11 protein-coding genes and 3 tRNA genes are annotated in these 14381 nt (G+C 68.0%); 7 read left to right on the forward strand and 7 right to left on the reverse strand.

The features are described 5' to 3' along the window. Positions 1–346: 346 nt before the first annotated feature. From gltX to B551_RS02070, 4 genes are all read left to right on the forward strand, one after another. The gene (gltX, locus tag B551_RS02055) at positions 347–1753 is read left to right on the forward strand and encodes a glutamate--tRNA ligase (protein WP_006578216.1); all 1407 of its coding nucleotides are present in this window, start codon (positions 347–349) and stop codon (positions 1751–1753) included. Between the two features lie 312 nt (positions 1754–2065). Continuing rightward, positions 2066–2141 (forward strand) — tRNA-Ala (locus B551_RS02060). Positions 2142–2243: 102 nt separating this feature from the next. Beyond that, positions 2244–2319, forward strand: a tRNA-Glu gene (locus B551_RS02065). Positions 2320–2396: 77 nt separating this feature from the next. Continuing rightward, positions 2397–2473: transfer RNA gene (locus tag B551_RS02070), tRNA-Asp, on the forward strand. Between the two features lie 140 nt (positions 2474–2613). On the opposite strand, the gene B551_RS02075 is transcribed toward B551_RS02070, so the two are convergent. The 7 genes from B551_RS02075 to B551_RS02105 all read right to left on the reverse strand — a co-directional run bounded on the left by B551_RS02075 (position 2614) and on the right by B551_RS02105 (position 9607). Further along, positions 2614–3963: an MATE family efflux transporter gene (locus tag B551_RS02075; protein ID WP_023263380.1), complete on the reverse strand. Its 1350-nt coding sequence runs from the start codon at positions 3961–3963 to the stop codon at positions 2614–2616. A 115-nt stretch (positions 3964–4078) separates the two neighbouring features. Continuing rightward, the gene (locus B551_RS02080; RefSeq protein WP_023263381.1) at positions 4079–5857 is read right to left on the reverse strand and encodes a glycosyltransferase family 39 protein; all 1779 of its coding nucleotides are present in this window, start codon (positions 5855–5857) and stop codon (positions 4079–4081) included. A 258-nt stretch (positions 5858–6115) separates the two neighbouring features. After that, on the reverse strand, positions 6116–6382 hold the full coding sequence (locus tag B551_RS02085; RefSeq protein WP_006578217.1) for a type B 50S ribosomal protein L31: 267 nt from the start codon (positions 6380–6382) through the stop codon (positions 6116–6118). 206 nt (positions 6383–6588) lie between these two features. Next, the gene (locus B551_RS02090) at positions 6589–7440 is read right to left on the reverse strand and encodes a M90 family metallopeptidase (RefSeq protein WP_006578218.1); all 852 of its coding nucleotides are present in this window, start codon (positions 7438–7440) and stop codon (positions 6589–6591) included. A gap of 77 nt (positions 7441–7517) precedes the next feature. Continuing rightward, positions 7518–8780: a transcription termination factor Rho gene (rho, locus tag B551_RS02095; RefSeq protein ID WP_006578219.1), complete on the reverse strand. Its 1263-nt coding sequence runs from the start codon at positions 8778–8780 to the stop codon at positions 7518–7520. A gap of 199 nt (positions 8781–8979) precedes the next feature. Continuing rightward, positions 8980–9306 carry a thioredoxin TrxA gene (gene trxA, locus B551_RS02100; protein ID WP_006578220.1) on the reverse strand — a complete coding sequence of 109 codons (327 nt, stop codon included), beginning with the start codon at positions 9304–9306 and terminating at the stop codon, positions 8980–8982. A gap of 115 nt (positions 9307–9421) precedes the next feature. Next, positions 9422–9607, reverse strand: a complete 186-nt coding sequence (locus tag B551_RS02105) for a hypothetical protein (RefSeq protein WP_006578221.1) — start codon at positions 9605–9607, stop codon at positions 9422–9424. Positions 9608–9770: 163 nt separating this feature from the next. On the opposite strand from B551_RS02105, the gene B551_RS02110 reads away from it, so the two are divergent. From B551_RS02110 to B551_RS02120, 3 genes are all read left to right on the forward strand, one after another. Next, positions 9771–10112: a hypothetical protein gene (locus B551_RS02110; protein WP_006578222.1), complete on the forward strand. Its 342-nt coding sequence runs from the start codon at positions 9771–9773 to the stop codon at positions 10110–10112. Positions 10113–10322: 210 nt separating this feature from the next. Next, positions 10323–13472, forward strand: a complete 3150-nt coding sequence (locus B551_RS02115; RefSeq protein WP_023263382.1) for a PD-(D/E)XK nuclease family protein — start codon at positions 10323–10325, stop codon at positions 13470–13472. Continuing rightward, a partial coding sequence (locus tag B551_RS02120) for a UvrD-helicase domain-containing protein (protein ID WP_043436891.1) occupies positions 13469–14381 on the forward strand: 913 nt, incomplete at its 3' end. The genes B551_RS02115 and B551_RS02120, both read left to right, overlap by 4 nt.

A 14381-nucleotide genomic window follows, 5' to 3' on the forward strand; every position in this document is an offset into this window, starting at 1 on the left:
CAGGCTGCAGGCTGCGAGCAGGGACGCCGCGGTGGCGCCCGCCGCCGCGCTCAGGAAGGTACGTCGTTGCATGCGGGAATACGAATAGGAAAGGGCAGGACCCCGGGGCCGGCGTGCCGGCGCGTCGCGCTCCGACGGCCGCCGGTGGCGGCAGCCGTTCAGACCGGGCGATAGCATAAATGATTCCGCGCAGCGGCCCGATCATCCGTAGCGGCCGCGGCCGGCATCAGTCAGCGCTGACTGATGCCTTTGCTACAATGACCGGCTTCGAATCGTCGCCCGCGCCCCCTGTTGCGCGGGCTGTTTTTCCGCGAATCTCCGCAGTCTTCCCCGGTTCTTCCCCTCTATGACCACACGCGTCCGCACCCGCTTCGCCCCGAGCCCGACCGGCTTCATCCATCTGGGCAATATCCGCTCCGCGCTGTATCCGTGGGCCTTCGCCCGTCGCATGAAGGGCGATTTCATCCTGCGCATCGAGGACACCGACGTCGAACGCTCGTCGCAGGAGGCGGTCGACGTGATCCTCGAGAGCATGGACTGGCTGGGCCTGGACATCGACGAGGGCCCGTTCTACCAGATGCAGCGGATGGACCGCTATCGCGAGGTGGTCAGGCAGATGCTGGACGCGGGCCTGGCCTACCCCTGCTACATGAGCACCGAGGAGCTCGATGCACTGCGCGAGGCGCAGCGCGCGCGGGGCGAAAAGCCGCGCTACAACGGCTTCTGGCGGCCCGAGCCGGGCAAGGTCCTGCCGACGCCGCCGGCCGGCGTCGATCCGGTGGTCCGCTTCAGGAACCCGATCGGCGGCAGCGTGGTGTGGGACGACGCGGTCAAGGGCCGCATCGAGATCTCGAACGACGAGCTCGACGACCTGGTGATTGCGCGGCCGGACGGCACGCCGACCTACAACTTCTGCGTGGTGATCGACGACCTCGACATGAAGATCACCCATGTGATCCGCGGCGACGATCACGTCAACAACACGCCGCGCCAGATCAATATCATTCGCGCGCTGGGCGGTACGCCGCCGGTCTACGCGCACCTGCCGACCGTGCTGAACGAGCACGGCGAGAAGATGAGCAAGCGCCATGGCGCGATGGCGGTGACCGCCTATCGCGACGAAGGCTATCTGCCCGAGGCGGTGCTCAACTATCTGGCGCGGCTGGGCTGGGCGCACGGCGACGCCGAGATCTTCTCGCGCGAGCAGTTCGTCGAATGGTTCGACCTGGAACATCTGGGCAAGTCGCCGGCGCAGTACAACCCGGAAAAGCTGGCCTGGCTGAACAACCACTACATCAAGGTCGGCGACAACGCGCGCCTGGCCGAACTGACGCGGCCGTTCATCGAGCAGCTGGGCGGCAAGGTCGAGGGCGCCGATCTGGTCGGCGTGGTGGCGCTGGTCAAGGATCGCGCCAATACGCTGAAGGAGGTCGCGCAGACCGCGCTGCTGTTCTATCGCGGCGAGCCGCAGCCCGATCCGGCGCTGAAGGCAGAACATCTGACCGCCGAGATCGCGCCGGCGGTACGCGCGCTGGCCCAGCGCCTGGAAGGGCTCGCCGAATGGCGGCGCGAGGCGATCTCGGCCGAGTTCAAGGCGGTGCTGGCCGAGTTCGGCCTGAAGATGCCGAAGCTCGCGATGCCGGTGAGGCTGCTGGTGGTCGGCCAGCTGCAGACGCCCAGCATCGATGCAGTGCTCGAACTGATCGGCCGCGACACCGTGCTGCGCCGGCTGCAGGCCGGCGTGAGTGCCTGATCCAGCAAAAAAGTTGCGGCGGGGGCTTGCGCTTTCGCCGCGACTTGCGCATAATCTCTTTCTCCCTGCAGCGCGGTTCAACACCAAGCGGGCATCACGGCAGTACCGCAGCGGTTTGGCGGCGAATATCCGAAGCGATTTCGACGGCAACCGAAGCAGTAAAAAAGTGAAATAGGGGCTTGCAAAAAAGCAAGGCTGTTATATAATCTTGGCTTCGCTGGAAACGACAAGATAATCGCTTCGGTAAAACGAACGATAATCTGAAACAAAAGGCGAAACGCCGGTGGCAATAACGGCGACGGCAGTACACATGGGGCTATAGCTCAGCTGGGAGAGCGCTTGCATGGCATGCAAGAGGTCAGCGGTTCGATCCCGCTTAGCTCCACCAAAATTCCAGCGATAACATCAGCAGTCCGGTGTTATCCGTTTCGATCAAGCGGTTCGCCGCGATGATCGAAGCAAGACGGAACGTGTTGAAAAACAGGTTTCTGTCCCCTTCGTCTAGAGGCCTAGGACATCACCCTTTCACGGTGAGTACAGGGGTTCGAATCCCCTAGGGGACGCCAGATAATGGGCGTAATCAAACGTCCAGATTATCGGTAAAGCCTGCACTTCGGTGCGGCAATATCGATAAGCCGACTAAGGAGTGGTAGTTCAGTCGGTTAGAATACCGGCCTGTCACGCCGGGGGTCGCGGGTTCGAGTCCCGTCCACTCCGCCAAAACTGAACCCGCATGGTTAACGCCATGCGGGTTTTTCTTTTTGGTCGCGGGAATTGGTCGCGGGATTTTGTCGCCTGGTTTGCCGGAAAGCGCGGAGTGGGGCGCTGGTCATGTCTCCAGGTTCCGCCCGCGCTCGCCCTCAGCTGCGCTCCTCGCTGATCCTAATGAAATAGAACACCAGCAGCGCACCGGCAATCGCCAGGCTCAGGCTGTTGGCCAGCCAGAAACCGGCCGCGCCCCGCGTAAAGGCCGGCAGCCCGTCGATCAGCCCGAATCCCAGCAGATAGCCGCCGCCCAGGCCGATTCCCCACAGCGATACCGCATAGATCACGGTCGGCACCAGCGCGATCTTGTAGGCGCGCAGCACGAAGGCGGTCGTCACCTGCACGGCGTCGAAGGCCTGGTAGAGCGCGACGAAGGTCACCAGCGGCAGCGCGGCCTGGACCACCGCCGCATCGCTGGCATAGGCCTGCAGCACCGGCGCACGCAGTAGCCACAGCGTCGCGCCGACAGCCAGCGCCAGTGCCGCCGCCAGCCGGATCCCGCGCCAGCCGACACGGCGTGCGCCGGCCCGGTCGCGCGCGCCGACCGCCTGCGCCACCAGCGTCGAGGTGGCGATGCCCAGCGACAGCGGCAGCATGTAGGCGACCGCGCCGAGGTTGGCGATGATCTGGTGCCCGGCCAGCGTCACGGTGCCCAGCCGCGTGATGAAGACAGACATCAGCGTGAACGAGGTGATCTCGATCAGATAGGTCAGCCCCATCGGTACGCCGAGCCGCAGCAGCGCCCACAGGTGCGAGCGCATCGGCCAGCTCCACGCCGCGAAGATGCCGAGCGGCCGGTAGGCGCCGCCATGGCGCAGGATCAGCACGCCGGACAGGCACCACATCCAGCTGATCAGCGTCGAGGCCAGCGCGCAGCCCGGGCCGCCCATCGGCGCCAGACCCAGCCCGCCATGGATGAACCACGCATTGAGCGGCACCTTGACCGCCAGCCCGAGCAATTGCAGCAGCGTCACCATGATCGGGCGCGACAGCGCATTGTTCAGCGCCGAATAGATGCGAAAGCCCAGCGCCGCGGGCAGGCCGAACGCCTGCAGATGCAGATAGGCGGTGGCCTTGTCGACCAGTTCTGGCGGGGCCTTGGCGAACGCCAGCAGCGGCCCGGGGAAACTGAGCAGCAGCATGCCCGGCACAGCGAGCGCCAGGCCCAGCCATGCGGCCTGCCGCACCTCGACGCCGATCTCGGCGTGGCGGCCGGCGCCATAAAGCTGGCCGGCGATCGGCGCCAGCGCCTGCAGCACCCCCATCAGGCTGATGTAGACCGTCACGTAGATCGATCCGCCCAGCCCGACCGCGGCCAGATCGGTGGCCGACGCGCGGCCTGCCATGATGGTGTCGATCACGCTGAAGGCGATGACGGCCAGCTGGCCCACCAGCACGGGGCCGGCCAGCGCGGCAATGCGGCGAAGGTCCTGGGTCAGGGTCATGGTCGTTCGAGGGCGCCGCGCAAGGCCTGGCCGCGCGGCTGCGCGAACATGCCGGGGCGGACGGGATAAGCCCCGGCAGCGCGGGAAGGGCGGGCACGGCCGCCGCGGCGGGGAATCAAGGCTGCCGCGGCAGCCGGCGCGTGCTCTTGCGCGGCGGCACCGCGGGTTTTTCGATCAGCTGGTACATGCGGAAGCGCTCGTCACGGTCCGACGGGCGGCGGCCTTCCCAGATCAGGCGCCATTCGAAGCGCGAGATGCTGGACGGTTCGCCGTAGTCGACCGGATCGTGGCGCAGCAGCACGTCGCAGCCGTCCTCCGGACCGCCGAAGCGGAAATGCCCGAAGAAGGCGAACGAGGCCAGTTGCGCGTCGCCCATGCGGATCGGCTGCACGCATTCGTAGGTCGAGGGCAGCGCCATCGAGGCGGCCTCGGCGACGTCGCGGTAGGTCTTGCCGTAGTTGATCGACGGCAGCCACAGCGTCATCGCCATCACCCACATCAGCGTGGTGCCGGCGGCCGAGATCACCACCGGACGCCAGATCTGCTTGGGCGCGCGCGACAGCCGCCAGCGCACCACCAGCACCCAGGCCGCGGTAGCGGCCAGCGCGAACAGCACCGCGCTGACCGAGAACACATGCAGGTAGCCGGGCAGCTGCTTGAAGATGTTGTTGGCGATCCGCGGCGGCCAGCCGGTCGTCTTGGCCAGCCACATGAACCAGACGGTGCCGCCGAAGATCGTGAAGAACAGCAGCGCGAACCAGTCGATCGCATTGATCGTCGCGCGTGTCAGCGTCGGCAGGCCGAAAGCCGCCAGCACCGCCATCGGCGGCAGCAGCAGGATGAACTGCACGTCGCCGGGCTGGCGCAGCATCAGCAGCAGCACGAACAATGGCAGCAGCAGTGCCAGCGGCAGCGCGACATGAGGGCTGCGACGCATGCCGGCCCAGCTCAGCCACGACCAGATCGCGATCGGCCACACCGGCCACGAGAACAGAAAGAAGTTGCGCGCGACGAAGCCGATCGCGAAGCCGTTCGGCCAGCTGTAGGTGCGGCGGTCGTAGCGCGACCATTCACGGATGAAGCTGACCGCCTCGTCGCGCTGCGCCGCGCCGAAATAGGTCGCCGCCATCCAGGCGGCGACCATCGCCAGCGCGATCGGCAGGGCGATCGTCAGCACGCGCCGCAGCGGCAGCGGCTTGCAGACCAGGCCGCCGATCAGGATCGCGGCGAACAGCACCAGCGGCAGGATCGGCCCGCTGGCCAGCGTCAGCGCGCCCAGGCCGGCGCCCAGCCACAGCGCGCCCTGGGTCGGCATGTCGAGGCTGCGCACCAGGCCATAGAGGCTCATCGCGACGAAGCAGACCTGGCCGACCTGCGGCGTGGTCTCGTGGCCGCGCATCGCCAGGCCGACGCAGGCCAGGAAGATCAGCAGCGCACCATCGGCCAGCGTGCGGCCGTAGTCGCGGGCGTTGGGCTGGCCGCCGAAGGCGAAGGCGAAGGGCTGCACCTCGGTGCGGCGTCCCAGCAGATAGGTCGCGTACCAGATGAAGGCGCAGGTGCCGAAGTAGAACAGCGCGGTGGCAAGCCGGGCGGCATCGGGCGCGCCCAGCCAGCCGCCCGCCAGCCGGATCATCGCCGCGCCGACCCAGAACACCAGCGGGCCGTCCTGCCCGTAGGGCCGGCCGGCGATATTGGGCATCAGCCAGTCGTGCAGTCCGCCGATGGCCAGTTGCCACATCACGCCGAAGCCGGCGGCGTCCTCGTTCTTCCACGGGTCGCGGCCGAACAGGCCGACGGCACCGTAGATGATGCAGATCGCCAGCAGCAGCGCGCGGGGCAGCGCCCCGGTGGCGGCGGCGGTCAGGTGGACGCGGGAGGCTTTGACGGGGCTCATCGATCGGTCAGCGGACTGGGCGGCGTGGTTTGGCGCCGGCATGGCGCCGGACGTGGCACCGAACCGGGTGGGCGCGGTTGACTGCTTGCATCGGAAAGAAGACAGCGCGGCGCCCCACGCGTTGCAAATGCAAAGAGGCAGCCTGGGCTGCCTCTTTTAACACAATGTGCACCGATTCCTGCAGGAAGGCGCGCATCGGACGGCGGCAGAAGGCATGCGGGATGCGCTGCCGGCGCCGTCTCTGGGTCCAGCGCCGGATTACTTCGCGGCGGCCTTGCCCAGCTTGCTGCCGAACTTCTGGCGGAATTTCTCGACGCGGCCGGCGGTGTCCATGATCTTCTGGGTGCCGGTGTAGAACGGGTGCGATTCCGACGACACTTCGATCTTGGCCAGCGGATATTCCTTGCCGTCCTTCCAGGTGATCGTTTCCTTGGTCTGGATGGTCGAGCGGGTCACGAAGCTGAAGTCGCACGACACGTCGACGAACACGACTTCGCGGTAATTCGGGTGAATGCCTTCTTTCATGGTGTTTCCTTGCAGGTTGGGTAGCCAGTCCGCGGCCGCCTGTTCGTGCTGGCCAAGCTTGGCCATTCGGTGTTGCGCTGGCTGGCGGCGAGCGAACCACTTGCCGGTGACGGACAAACGCGGATTATGGCAGAGAAACAAGGACTTGGGCAAGGTGCAACAAACATCGCGCCGCGAAGATCCGATGTTGATTTATGCTGCATGAATCACATCGACGCGGGATCCTGCCGGTAGAACGTCTTCAGCAGCCCGTACAGCACCGGCCAATGCCGCGAAAGCCCCGCCGGCTCGACAAAAAACGCTTCCGAGGCCACCGCGAAGAACTCGCCCGGTGCCTCGGCGCCGTAGGGGTCGATCACGCGCATCGGCGCCGGTAGGCGCTCGGACTCGTCCCAGGCGGCGTCGGGCATCGCATCGCAGGCGTCGGCAAAGTGCTGGTATTCGGCATCGAACGTCTGCGCCCATTGGCTGCGCTGCACGCCGGCATGCAGCGCGCGCGAAAAGGGCGGCACACCGTCGGCCTCGCCATCGAGCATGTCGAGCTTGTGGGCGAACTCGTGGATGACCACGTTGTAGGTGTCGTCGGGATGGTCCGCGGCGGCATCGAGCCCCGCGCCGGGCAGGCTCGCGTCCGGCCACGACAGGATCACGGGCCCATGCTCCCATGCTTCGCCGCTGGCCTCTTCGACCACGCCATGGACCAGGCCGATCTCATCCTCGACGGTCCGCCGGATGATGAATTCGCCGGGATACAGCACGATGCCGTGCCAGCCGCGATACCACTGCAGCCCGAGCCGCAGGATCGGCACGCAAGCCTGCGCGGCGACGCTGACCACCATCTCGTCGGTCAGCACGAGTTCGTGCGCGGTCGAATATTCCTTGTCGGCGATGAACAGCGTGGCCAGCTCGCGCAGCGCCGCCAGGTCTTCGGCGCCGTAGCGCTGCAGGAAGGGCAGCGCGGAAACGGTCTGCTGCCACAGCGCGTCGTCGATCGCGTAGCGGCGCAGCTTGCGCTGGCGCGAACGGGCATGCAGCAGTCGGGCGAGGCGGGCGAGCATGGCGGTCAGTGCAGGAAGAAAAAAGGCGCGCCGCGGCGCGCCTTGATCATGCGGCGATGAAGCGGGCCGGCGCGGCCTCAGCCGCCGCGGCGCATCATGTCGAAGAATTCGGCGTTGTTCTTGGTCGCCTTCATCTTGTCGAGGATGAATTCCATCGCCTGCACTTCATCCATGTCCGAGATGAACTTGCGCAGCACCCAGATCTTTTGCAGGATCTCGGGCTTGATCAGCAGTTCCTCGCGGCGCGTGCCGGACTTGTTCAGGTTGATCGACGGGTAGACGCGCTTCTCGGCCAGCCGGCGTTCGAGGTGCACTTCCATGTTGCCGGTGCCCTTGAACTCTTCGTAGATCACGTCGTCCATGCGGCTGCCGGTCTCGATCAGCGCGGTGGCGATGATGGTCAGCGAACCGCCTTCCTCGAGATTGCGCGCGGCACCGAAGAAACGCTTCGGACGCTGCAGCGCGTTGGCGTCGACACCGCCGGTCAGCACCTTGCCCGAGGCCGGCACCACCGTGTTGTAGGCGCGCGCCAGACGCGTGATCGAGTCCAGCAGGATCACCACGTCGCGCTTCAGTTCGACCAGGCGCTTGGCCTTCTCGATCACCATCTCGGCGACCTGCACGTGGCGGATCGCCGGTTCGTCGAAGGTCGACGCCACCACCTCGCCGCGCACCGAGCGCTGCATCTCGGTCACTTCCTCGGGACGCTCGTCGATCAGCAGCACGAACAGGTCGGCTTCGGGATGGTTGTTGGCGATCGCGTGCGCGACGTGCTGCAGCATCACGGTCTTGCCTGACTTCGGCGAGGCCACCAGCAGCGCGCGCTGGCCGCGGCCGATCGGCGCGATCATGTCGATGATGCGGCCGGTGATGTTTTCCTCGGCCTTGATATCGCGTTCGAGCGTCAGCGGCCGGTTCGGATGCAGCGGCGTCAGGTTCTCGAACATGATGCGGTTCTTGACCGCTTCGGGCGGCTGCCCGTTGACCTTGTCGACCTTGACCAGCGCGAAATAACGCTCGCCATCCTTCGGCGTCCGCACCTCGCCCTCGATCGAATCGCCGGTATGCAGATTGAAGCGGCGGATTTGCGAGGGGGAAATATAGATATCGTCCGTGCTGGCCAGATACGACGTTTCGGGCGAGCGCAGAAAGCCGAAGCCGTCAGGCAACACTTCCAGCGTGCCGTCTCCGTAGATGGTTTCGCCCATCTTGGCGCGCTTCTTCAGGATCGCAAACATCAGTTCCTGTTTGCGCATCCGCTGTGCGTTGTCGATCTCGAGGGTCGCGGCCATTTCGAGAAGGGCAGACACGTGAAGCGATTTGAGTTCTGTCAGGTGCATAGACGAGGGGTACAGATGGGCCCGGACGGGCAGAAGCAAAGGAAGGGGAAAGAAATGAGCGAACGCTCGGGGAAGTTGTAGGGGGCATCTTAGCACAATCCGACCGGCGCACCAGAGGCGGCGAGCCGGTCGGATCGTGGCCGCCCGGGAGGGCGGCGATGCCTGTCGCGGCGCGCGTTGCGCGGCGCCGCGAGGGCAATTACAGGTTGCCGTCGAGGAAGGCGGTCAGCTGCGACTTCGACAGCGCGCCGACCTTCTGCGCGGCGACCTGGCCGTTCTTGAACAGGATCAGCGTGGGGATGCCGCGGATGCCGAATTTGGCCGGCACCTGCTGGTTCTCGTCGACGTTGATCTTGGCCACTTGCAGCTTGTCGCTGTAGTCCTTGGCGACTTCGTCCAGGATCGGCGCGATCATCTTGCAGGGGCCGCACCATTCGGCCCAGAAGTCGAGCAGCACGGGCTTGTCGGATTGGAGGACGTCGGCGTCGAAGGAGGCGTCGCTCACATACTTGATTTGTTCGCTCATGGCGGAAAACCTCAGGTTTCGCTCGGGGATTTCAAAAGGCTGGATTATGCCGAACCGCTACATTACACGACTTTTTCGCGGCTCGTCGGGGCCGGTCATATTGCGCCGGTCGGAGCTAGCCGGTTTGGCCGCCCGGATTCGCAATATCGAAGATGGCGGCGGCAGCCTCGATTTCAACCGTGCCTGCCTTCGTCCGTACGCTTGCGTGCCGTGCGGTCCCGGCGCCGGCGGCATCGGCCTCGTACCAGGGATGGCGCCATTCTGCCGCGCCCGACGCCGCGAAGCCAATGATCCCTTTCAATCGGCGCCAGAGATTTTGTCAATATCGCATGCTTGCGCCTCGGGTTTTCCCGAGGCGCGCAGGGCACCGCACTGGCTCGTAGTTGCCGTGGGCGGGCACGGCGCGCGTAGAATGAACACGTGCCGGACAAGTCCCGGCGCAGCCCCTTGCTATCGATCAGGCCATGACCATGACGCCCGAAGACGATCCGACCCGCGACCCGACCCGCGACCCGATCCGCGATCCCCTGCGCGATTCCCGGCCGTTGCCCGAGGCGGATGCCGAAGCACGGTCCGAATCGGCCGGCGCCGAGCATCTTGGCGATGCGCTGGCCCATCTGAGTACCGCCGTCGAAGAGAACAGCATCGCGGTGGGTGCGGCCAAGGGCCTTGTCTACAGCATCATCGAGACGCTCGGTACGCTGGTCGGCGATCCGGACCTGCCCGAACATGCGCGCTCCGGCTACGAAGGACTGCTCGAAACCGCGCGCGAGATCCGCGCCCGCATCGAAGGCGACCGCTCCTGAGGCCGGCCGCGATCGCGTGACGCCGGCGCAGGACCGCGCGGCGTCAGGATGGGGTCGAGGTGTCGCCATGCCGCGCCCGTATGTGCTGCGCCCGTATGCGCACCCCATGCGCGCCCCCATGCGCGCCCATGCGCCAGCTCCGAACGCGGGCCGACGTTCACCGATTGCCACCGTTTCCGCCAGCCAGGCCCTGCCATTTCACCCCGCTACATGACAACGCTGCGCTTCCGCCCCGGCCGCGACTTTCTCGACAATGCCGCGGCCGCGGCCTGGTATTTCCTCGACCGCTGCGAGCAGGACGGCCAGAGCGCGTCCGCCGCGCATCTGGTGGTGCCGACCGCGGCGCAGATTCCGGGCGTGCGCCAGGCGCTGGACCGCGCCGCGCGCGCATCCGGGGCGCCGCGGCTGCTGCCGCGGATCCTGACGCTCGGCCATTGGCTGCTCGATTTCCCGCCCGCGATGCTGCATGGCGGCAAGGTACGCAGCCACGCCGCGCGCCTGCTCGCGGTGCAGCAGGCGATCCGCGGCCAGGACTGGTTGCGGCAGGCCTTCGGCGCGCAGACCGAGCCGGCGGCCTGGGGGCTGGCGCAGACCGTGCTGACGGTCTGCGACGAACTCTCGGCGCGCTGGCTCGAGGATGCCGCCATCCGCGACGACGACGCGGTACTGGCCGAGGATCGCGCCGGCCTGCTGCAGGAGGCGTTGCAACGCAGCTATGCGCATCTGTCCGAGCGCTTCCTCGGTGAGGAGGCGCGCATCGTGCTGGCGTTCTGGCAGGCGCTGTCCGGACCCGACGATCCGCTGCCGGCGCGCCGGCGCGCGTTGCAGGCGCTGGCCCAGCAACTGACCGGCCCGGTGGTATGGCTCGGGCCGACTCCGCCGACGCCGATCGAGGCGGCCTTCCTGCGCGCCGCCGCCGACATGGTGCCGGTGCTGGAGATCGGCTACGACTGGAGCGGCGAGGCGGCCGAGGGCGAGGCCGACGAAGTCGATGACGAAGGCGGCGGCGCTGTGGAAGGGGCGAGCGGCTTCGACTTCGATCGCGCCGGCGATGGCGGCCGCGATGACGATGGCGGCCGCGGCAACTGGTATCGCACCTTGCTCAGGCTCTGGCCCGAGTGCCGTCTGCCCGCCGACACGTCCGCGTTGCCGTCGCTGCCGATGCTGATGGCGCCGCGCCTGCCCGCCGATCGCCCGCGCGTGCGATTGATCGGCAGCGCGCGCTTCGAGGACGAGGCGGCGGCCGCGGCCGATCAGCTGGTGCGCTGGCTCAACGAGGGCCGCAAGCAGCTGGCGCTGGTCGCGCATGACCGCGTGGTCGCGCGGCGCGCGCGTGCGCTGCTGGCGCGCGCCGGGGCGCCGGTACGCGACGAAACGGGCTGGAAGCTGTCGACCACGCGCGCCGCCGCCGCACTGATGCGCTGGTTCGATCTGGTCGTCGGCGACGGCGATACCGCGGCGCTGCTCGACCTGCTCAAGAGCCCGTTCTGCCTGCCGCAGCTGCCGCAGCGCGGCGCCGCGATCGCACTGCTCGAGCGGCAGGTGCGCCGCCACGGCATCACCGGCGGATGGCGCCGGCTGCTGCAGCGCTTTCCGGCGACGCCACAGGCGCAGTGGACCGCCGACACAGCGCCCGATATCGGCCCGCATGACGACGAGGAAGCGGCCGTGCTGGCCGCGGCCCAGGCCGCCACCGCGGCGCTGCTGCGCCAGTTGGCCGGCGAGGCGCAAGCCTGGCCGCGCGGCAACGACGCGCGTCCGGTCGGCTTCTGGCTGCAGCGCCTGCAGGCCACGCTCGACGCGCTCGACATGCGCGCCGCGCTGACCGCCGACGATGCCGGCGCGCAACTGCTCGACGCGCTGGCGCGGCTCGACGAACTGCCCGACGACGAGGCGAGCGCCACCGCCACGCTGACGCTGGCCGAGTTCCGCGCGATGCTGGCCGCGCTGCTCGAAGCGGTGGCCTACAAGGAGCCGAGCGAGCCCGCCGCCGCGCGCATCACGATCCTGCCGCTGAACGGCGCGCGGATGCGCCGCTTCGACGGTGTGGTGATCGTCGGCTGCGACGACGCGCAACTGCCGTCGACCGCGGCCGAGCTGATGTTCTTCTCCAACCAGATGCGCCGCGAGCTCGGCCTCGAGGATCGCGAGGCGCGCTTTGCGCAGCAGGCGCGCGATCTGGCCGAGGTGCTGCTGAACAACGACGACGTCGTGATGACCTGGCAGCGTTTCGGCGGCCGCGGCGAACCGAAGCATGTATCGGGCTGGCTCGAACGATTGGCAGTGCACTGCGAAGCGGCCGGTGCGCCAATCGCCGCGAGCGTCGCGCCTTCGCTGCACGAGGCGATCGCGCAGGTCGGCGGCATGCCCGCACCCTCGGCGCCGGAACTGGCCCCGGCGCGCTGGAGCGCGCAGTCGTACAACATGCTGCGCCGCTGCCCGTACCAGTTCTTCGCCGGGCGCATGCTGGGCCTGGCTGGCCTGGAGGCGGTCAGCGACGACCTCGAGAAGCGCGATATCGGCGAGCTGCTGCACCAGATCCTGCTGCGCTATCACCGCGACGTGCAGGCGCGGGACCTGCGCGACGATGCGGCCCGCGTCGCGCATCTGCAGGCCGTCTCGCGCGAGGTCTTCGACGGCGTGATGGCCGAGGACGGCAATGCGATCGGCTACTACCGCCGCTGGCTCGCGGTATTGCCCTCGTACGTCGCGTGGCAGGCCGCGCGCGAGCGCGAAGGCTGGTACTGGCATGCGGGCGAACTCGACGCCGGCGCGGAACTGCCGATGCGCGACGGCCAGCCGATCCGGCTGCATGGCCGCATCGACCGGCTCGACCGCCATCGCGACGGCCGTCATGCGGTGCTCGACTACAAGACGCAAAGCGCCGCTCGCCTGAAGCGCAAGGCGCGCGATGCGCAGGAGGATTGCCAGTTGCCGTTCTACGGCCTGCTGCGCGCCGATGCGCGCGCGGGCAGCTGGATCGCGCTGGAGGACGGCCGCAACGAGCCGCGTAGCGCCTCGCCGGCAAGCCGCCGCGAGGTCTCGCTGCCGGACTTCGACGAGGCGGTGGCATGGTTGCAGGAGCAGCTGACGCACGATGCGCTGCGCCTGCGCGAAGGGGCGCCGCTGCCGGCCTTCGGCGACGCCGCGGCATGCACCTGGTGCAATGCGCGCGGGCTGTGCCGCAAGGGATATTGGCAGTCGACCGCGTTGCCGGAGGCGGTGACAGCAGCGCCAGGATACACGCACGAGCACGCACCAGAGCACGCGCCCCCGAGGCCGTCCGCACCGATGGAAGATCAAACGAACAAACCAGCAAATGCGCCATCGAGCGACCAGGAAGGAGGACTGCTGGCATGACCGTGCACGCCTATCTGCGCGACGGCCAAGACGTCAGCGAAGCGGAATTCACGCGCGCCGCCTGCGATCCGGCGCGCTCCGTCGTGGTCGAGGCCTGCGCCGGCAGCGGCAAGACCTGGCTGCTGGTGGCGCGGCTGCTGCGCCTGCTGCTGGCCGGTGCCGAGCCGAGCCAGATTCTCGCCATCACCTTTACGCGCAAGGCCGCCGAGGAAATGCGCGAGCGCCTGCTCGACGTGCTGGCGCAACTGGCCCGCGGCACCGACGCGCAGGTGCTGTCCGCGCTGGAGCAGCGCGGACTGTCGCCCGACGCGGCGCGCGCCGCGCTGCCTCGCGCGCGTACGCTGCATGCGCGCGTGCTGGCCAGCCCGGGCCGCATCGCCATCGACACCTTCCACGGCTGGTTCGGTACCTTGCTGCGCGGCGCGCCGCTGGCCTCCGGCATCGTGCCCGGCGCGGCGCTGCGCGAGGATGCGCTGCGCATGAAGCGCGAGGCCTGGGCACCGTTCTGGCGCGGGTTGTCGGCGCCCGAGGCGGCGCCATACCGCGAAGCCTACGAGCGGCTGGTCGATGCGATCGGCGAGTTCTCGGCGCGCGCGCTGCTCGACGCCATGTTCCACGCGCGCAGCGAATGGTGGGCGATGCGCGAGGATGCGCCCGATGACGATCCCGCCGAGCGGCTGGCCGCCGATCTGGGCGACGACGCGCGTATCGACGTGCTGGCGCAGGCGATCGGCGATGCGGCGCTGCGCGCCGATTGCGAGGCGCTGGCGGCAACCCTGTCGCAGGGCGGCAAGACCGAGCAGGGCCATGCCGATCGCATCGGCGCCGCGCTGGCGGCGATGCGCGAGTGGACCGACGCCGGCGCGCACAGCGGGCAGCCGGCGCACGATGCGTTCGGCTGCTGCTGGG

This window comes from Cupriavidus sp. HPC(L), from assembly GCF_000307735.3.
In the GTDB taxonomy this organism is placed as follows: Bacteria; Pseudomonadota; Gammaproteobacteria; order Burkholderiales; family Burkholderiaceae; genus Cupriavidus.

Bases quoted from the DNA above. Each gene is read 5' to 3' on its own strand.
- gltX (WP_006578216.1), top strand. From the start codon at position 347: ATGACCACACGCGTCCGCACCCGCTTCGCCCCGAGCCCGACCGGCTTC.
- B551_RS02075 (WP_023263380.1), bottom strand. From the start codon at position 3,963: ATGACCCTGACCCAGGACCTTCGCCGCATTGCCGCGCTGGCCGGCCCC.
- B551_RS02080 (WP_023263381.1), bottom strand. From the start codon at position 5,857: ATGAGCCCCGTCAAAGCCTCCCGCGTCCACCTGACCGCCGCCGCCACC.
- B551_RS02085 (WP_006578217.1), bottom strand. From the start codon at position 6,382: ATGAAAGAAGGCATTCACCCGAATTACCGCGAAGTCGTGTTCGTCGAC.
- B551_RS02090 (WP_006578218.1), bottom strand. From the start codon at position 7,440: ATGCTCGCCCGCCTCGCCCGACTGCTGCATGCCCGTTCGCGCCAGCGC.
- rho (WP_006578219.1), bottom strand. From the start codon at position 8,780: ATGCACCTGACAGAACTCAAATCGCTTCACGTGTCTGCCCTTCTCGAA.
- trxA (WP_006578220.1), bottom strand. From the start codon at position 9,306: ATGAGCGAACAAATCAAGTATGTGAGCGACGCCTCCTTCGACGCCGAC.
- B551_RS02110 (WP_006578222.1), top strand. From the start codon at position 9,771: ATGACCATGACGCCCGAAGACGATCCGACCCGCGACCCGACCCGCGAC.
- B551_RS02115 (WP_023263382.1), top strand. From the start codon at position 10,323: ATGACAACGCTGCGCTTCCGCCCCGGCCGCGACTTTCTCGACAATGCC.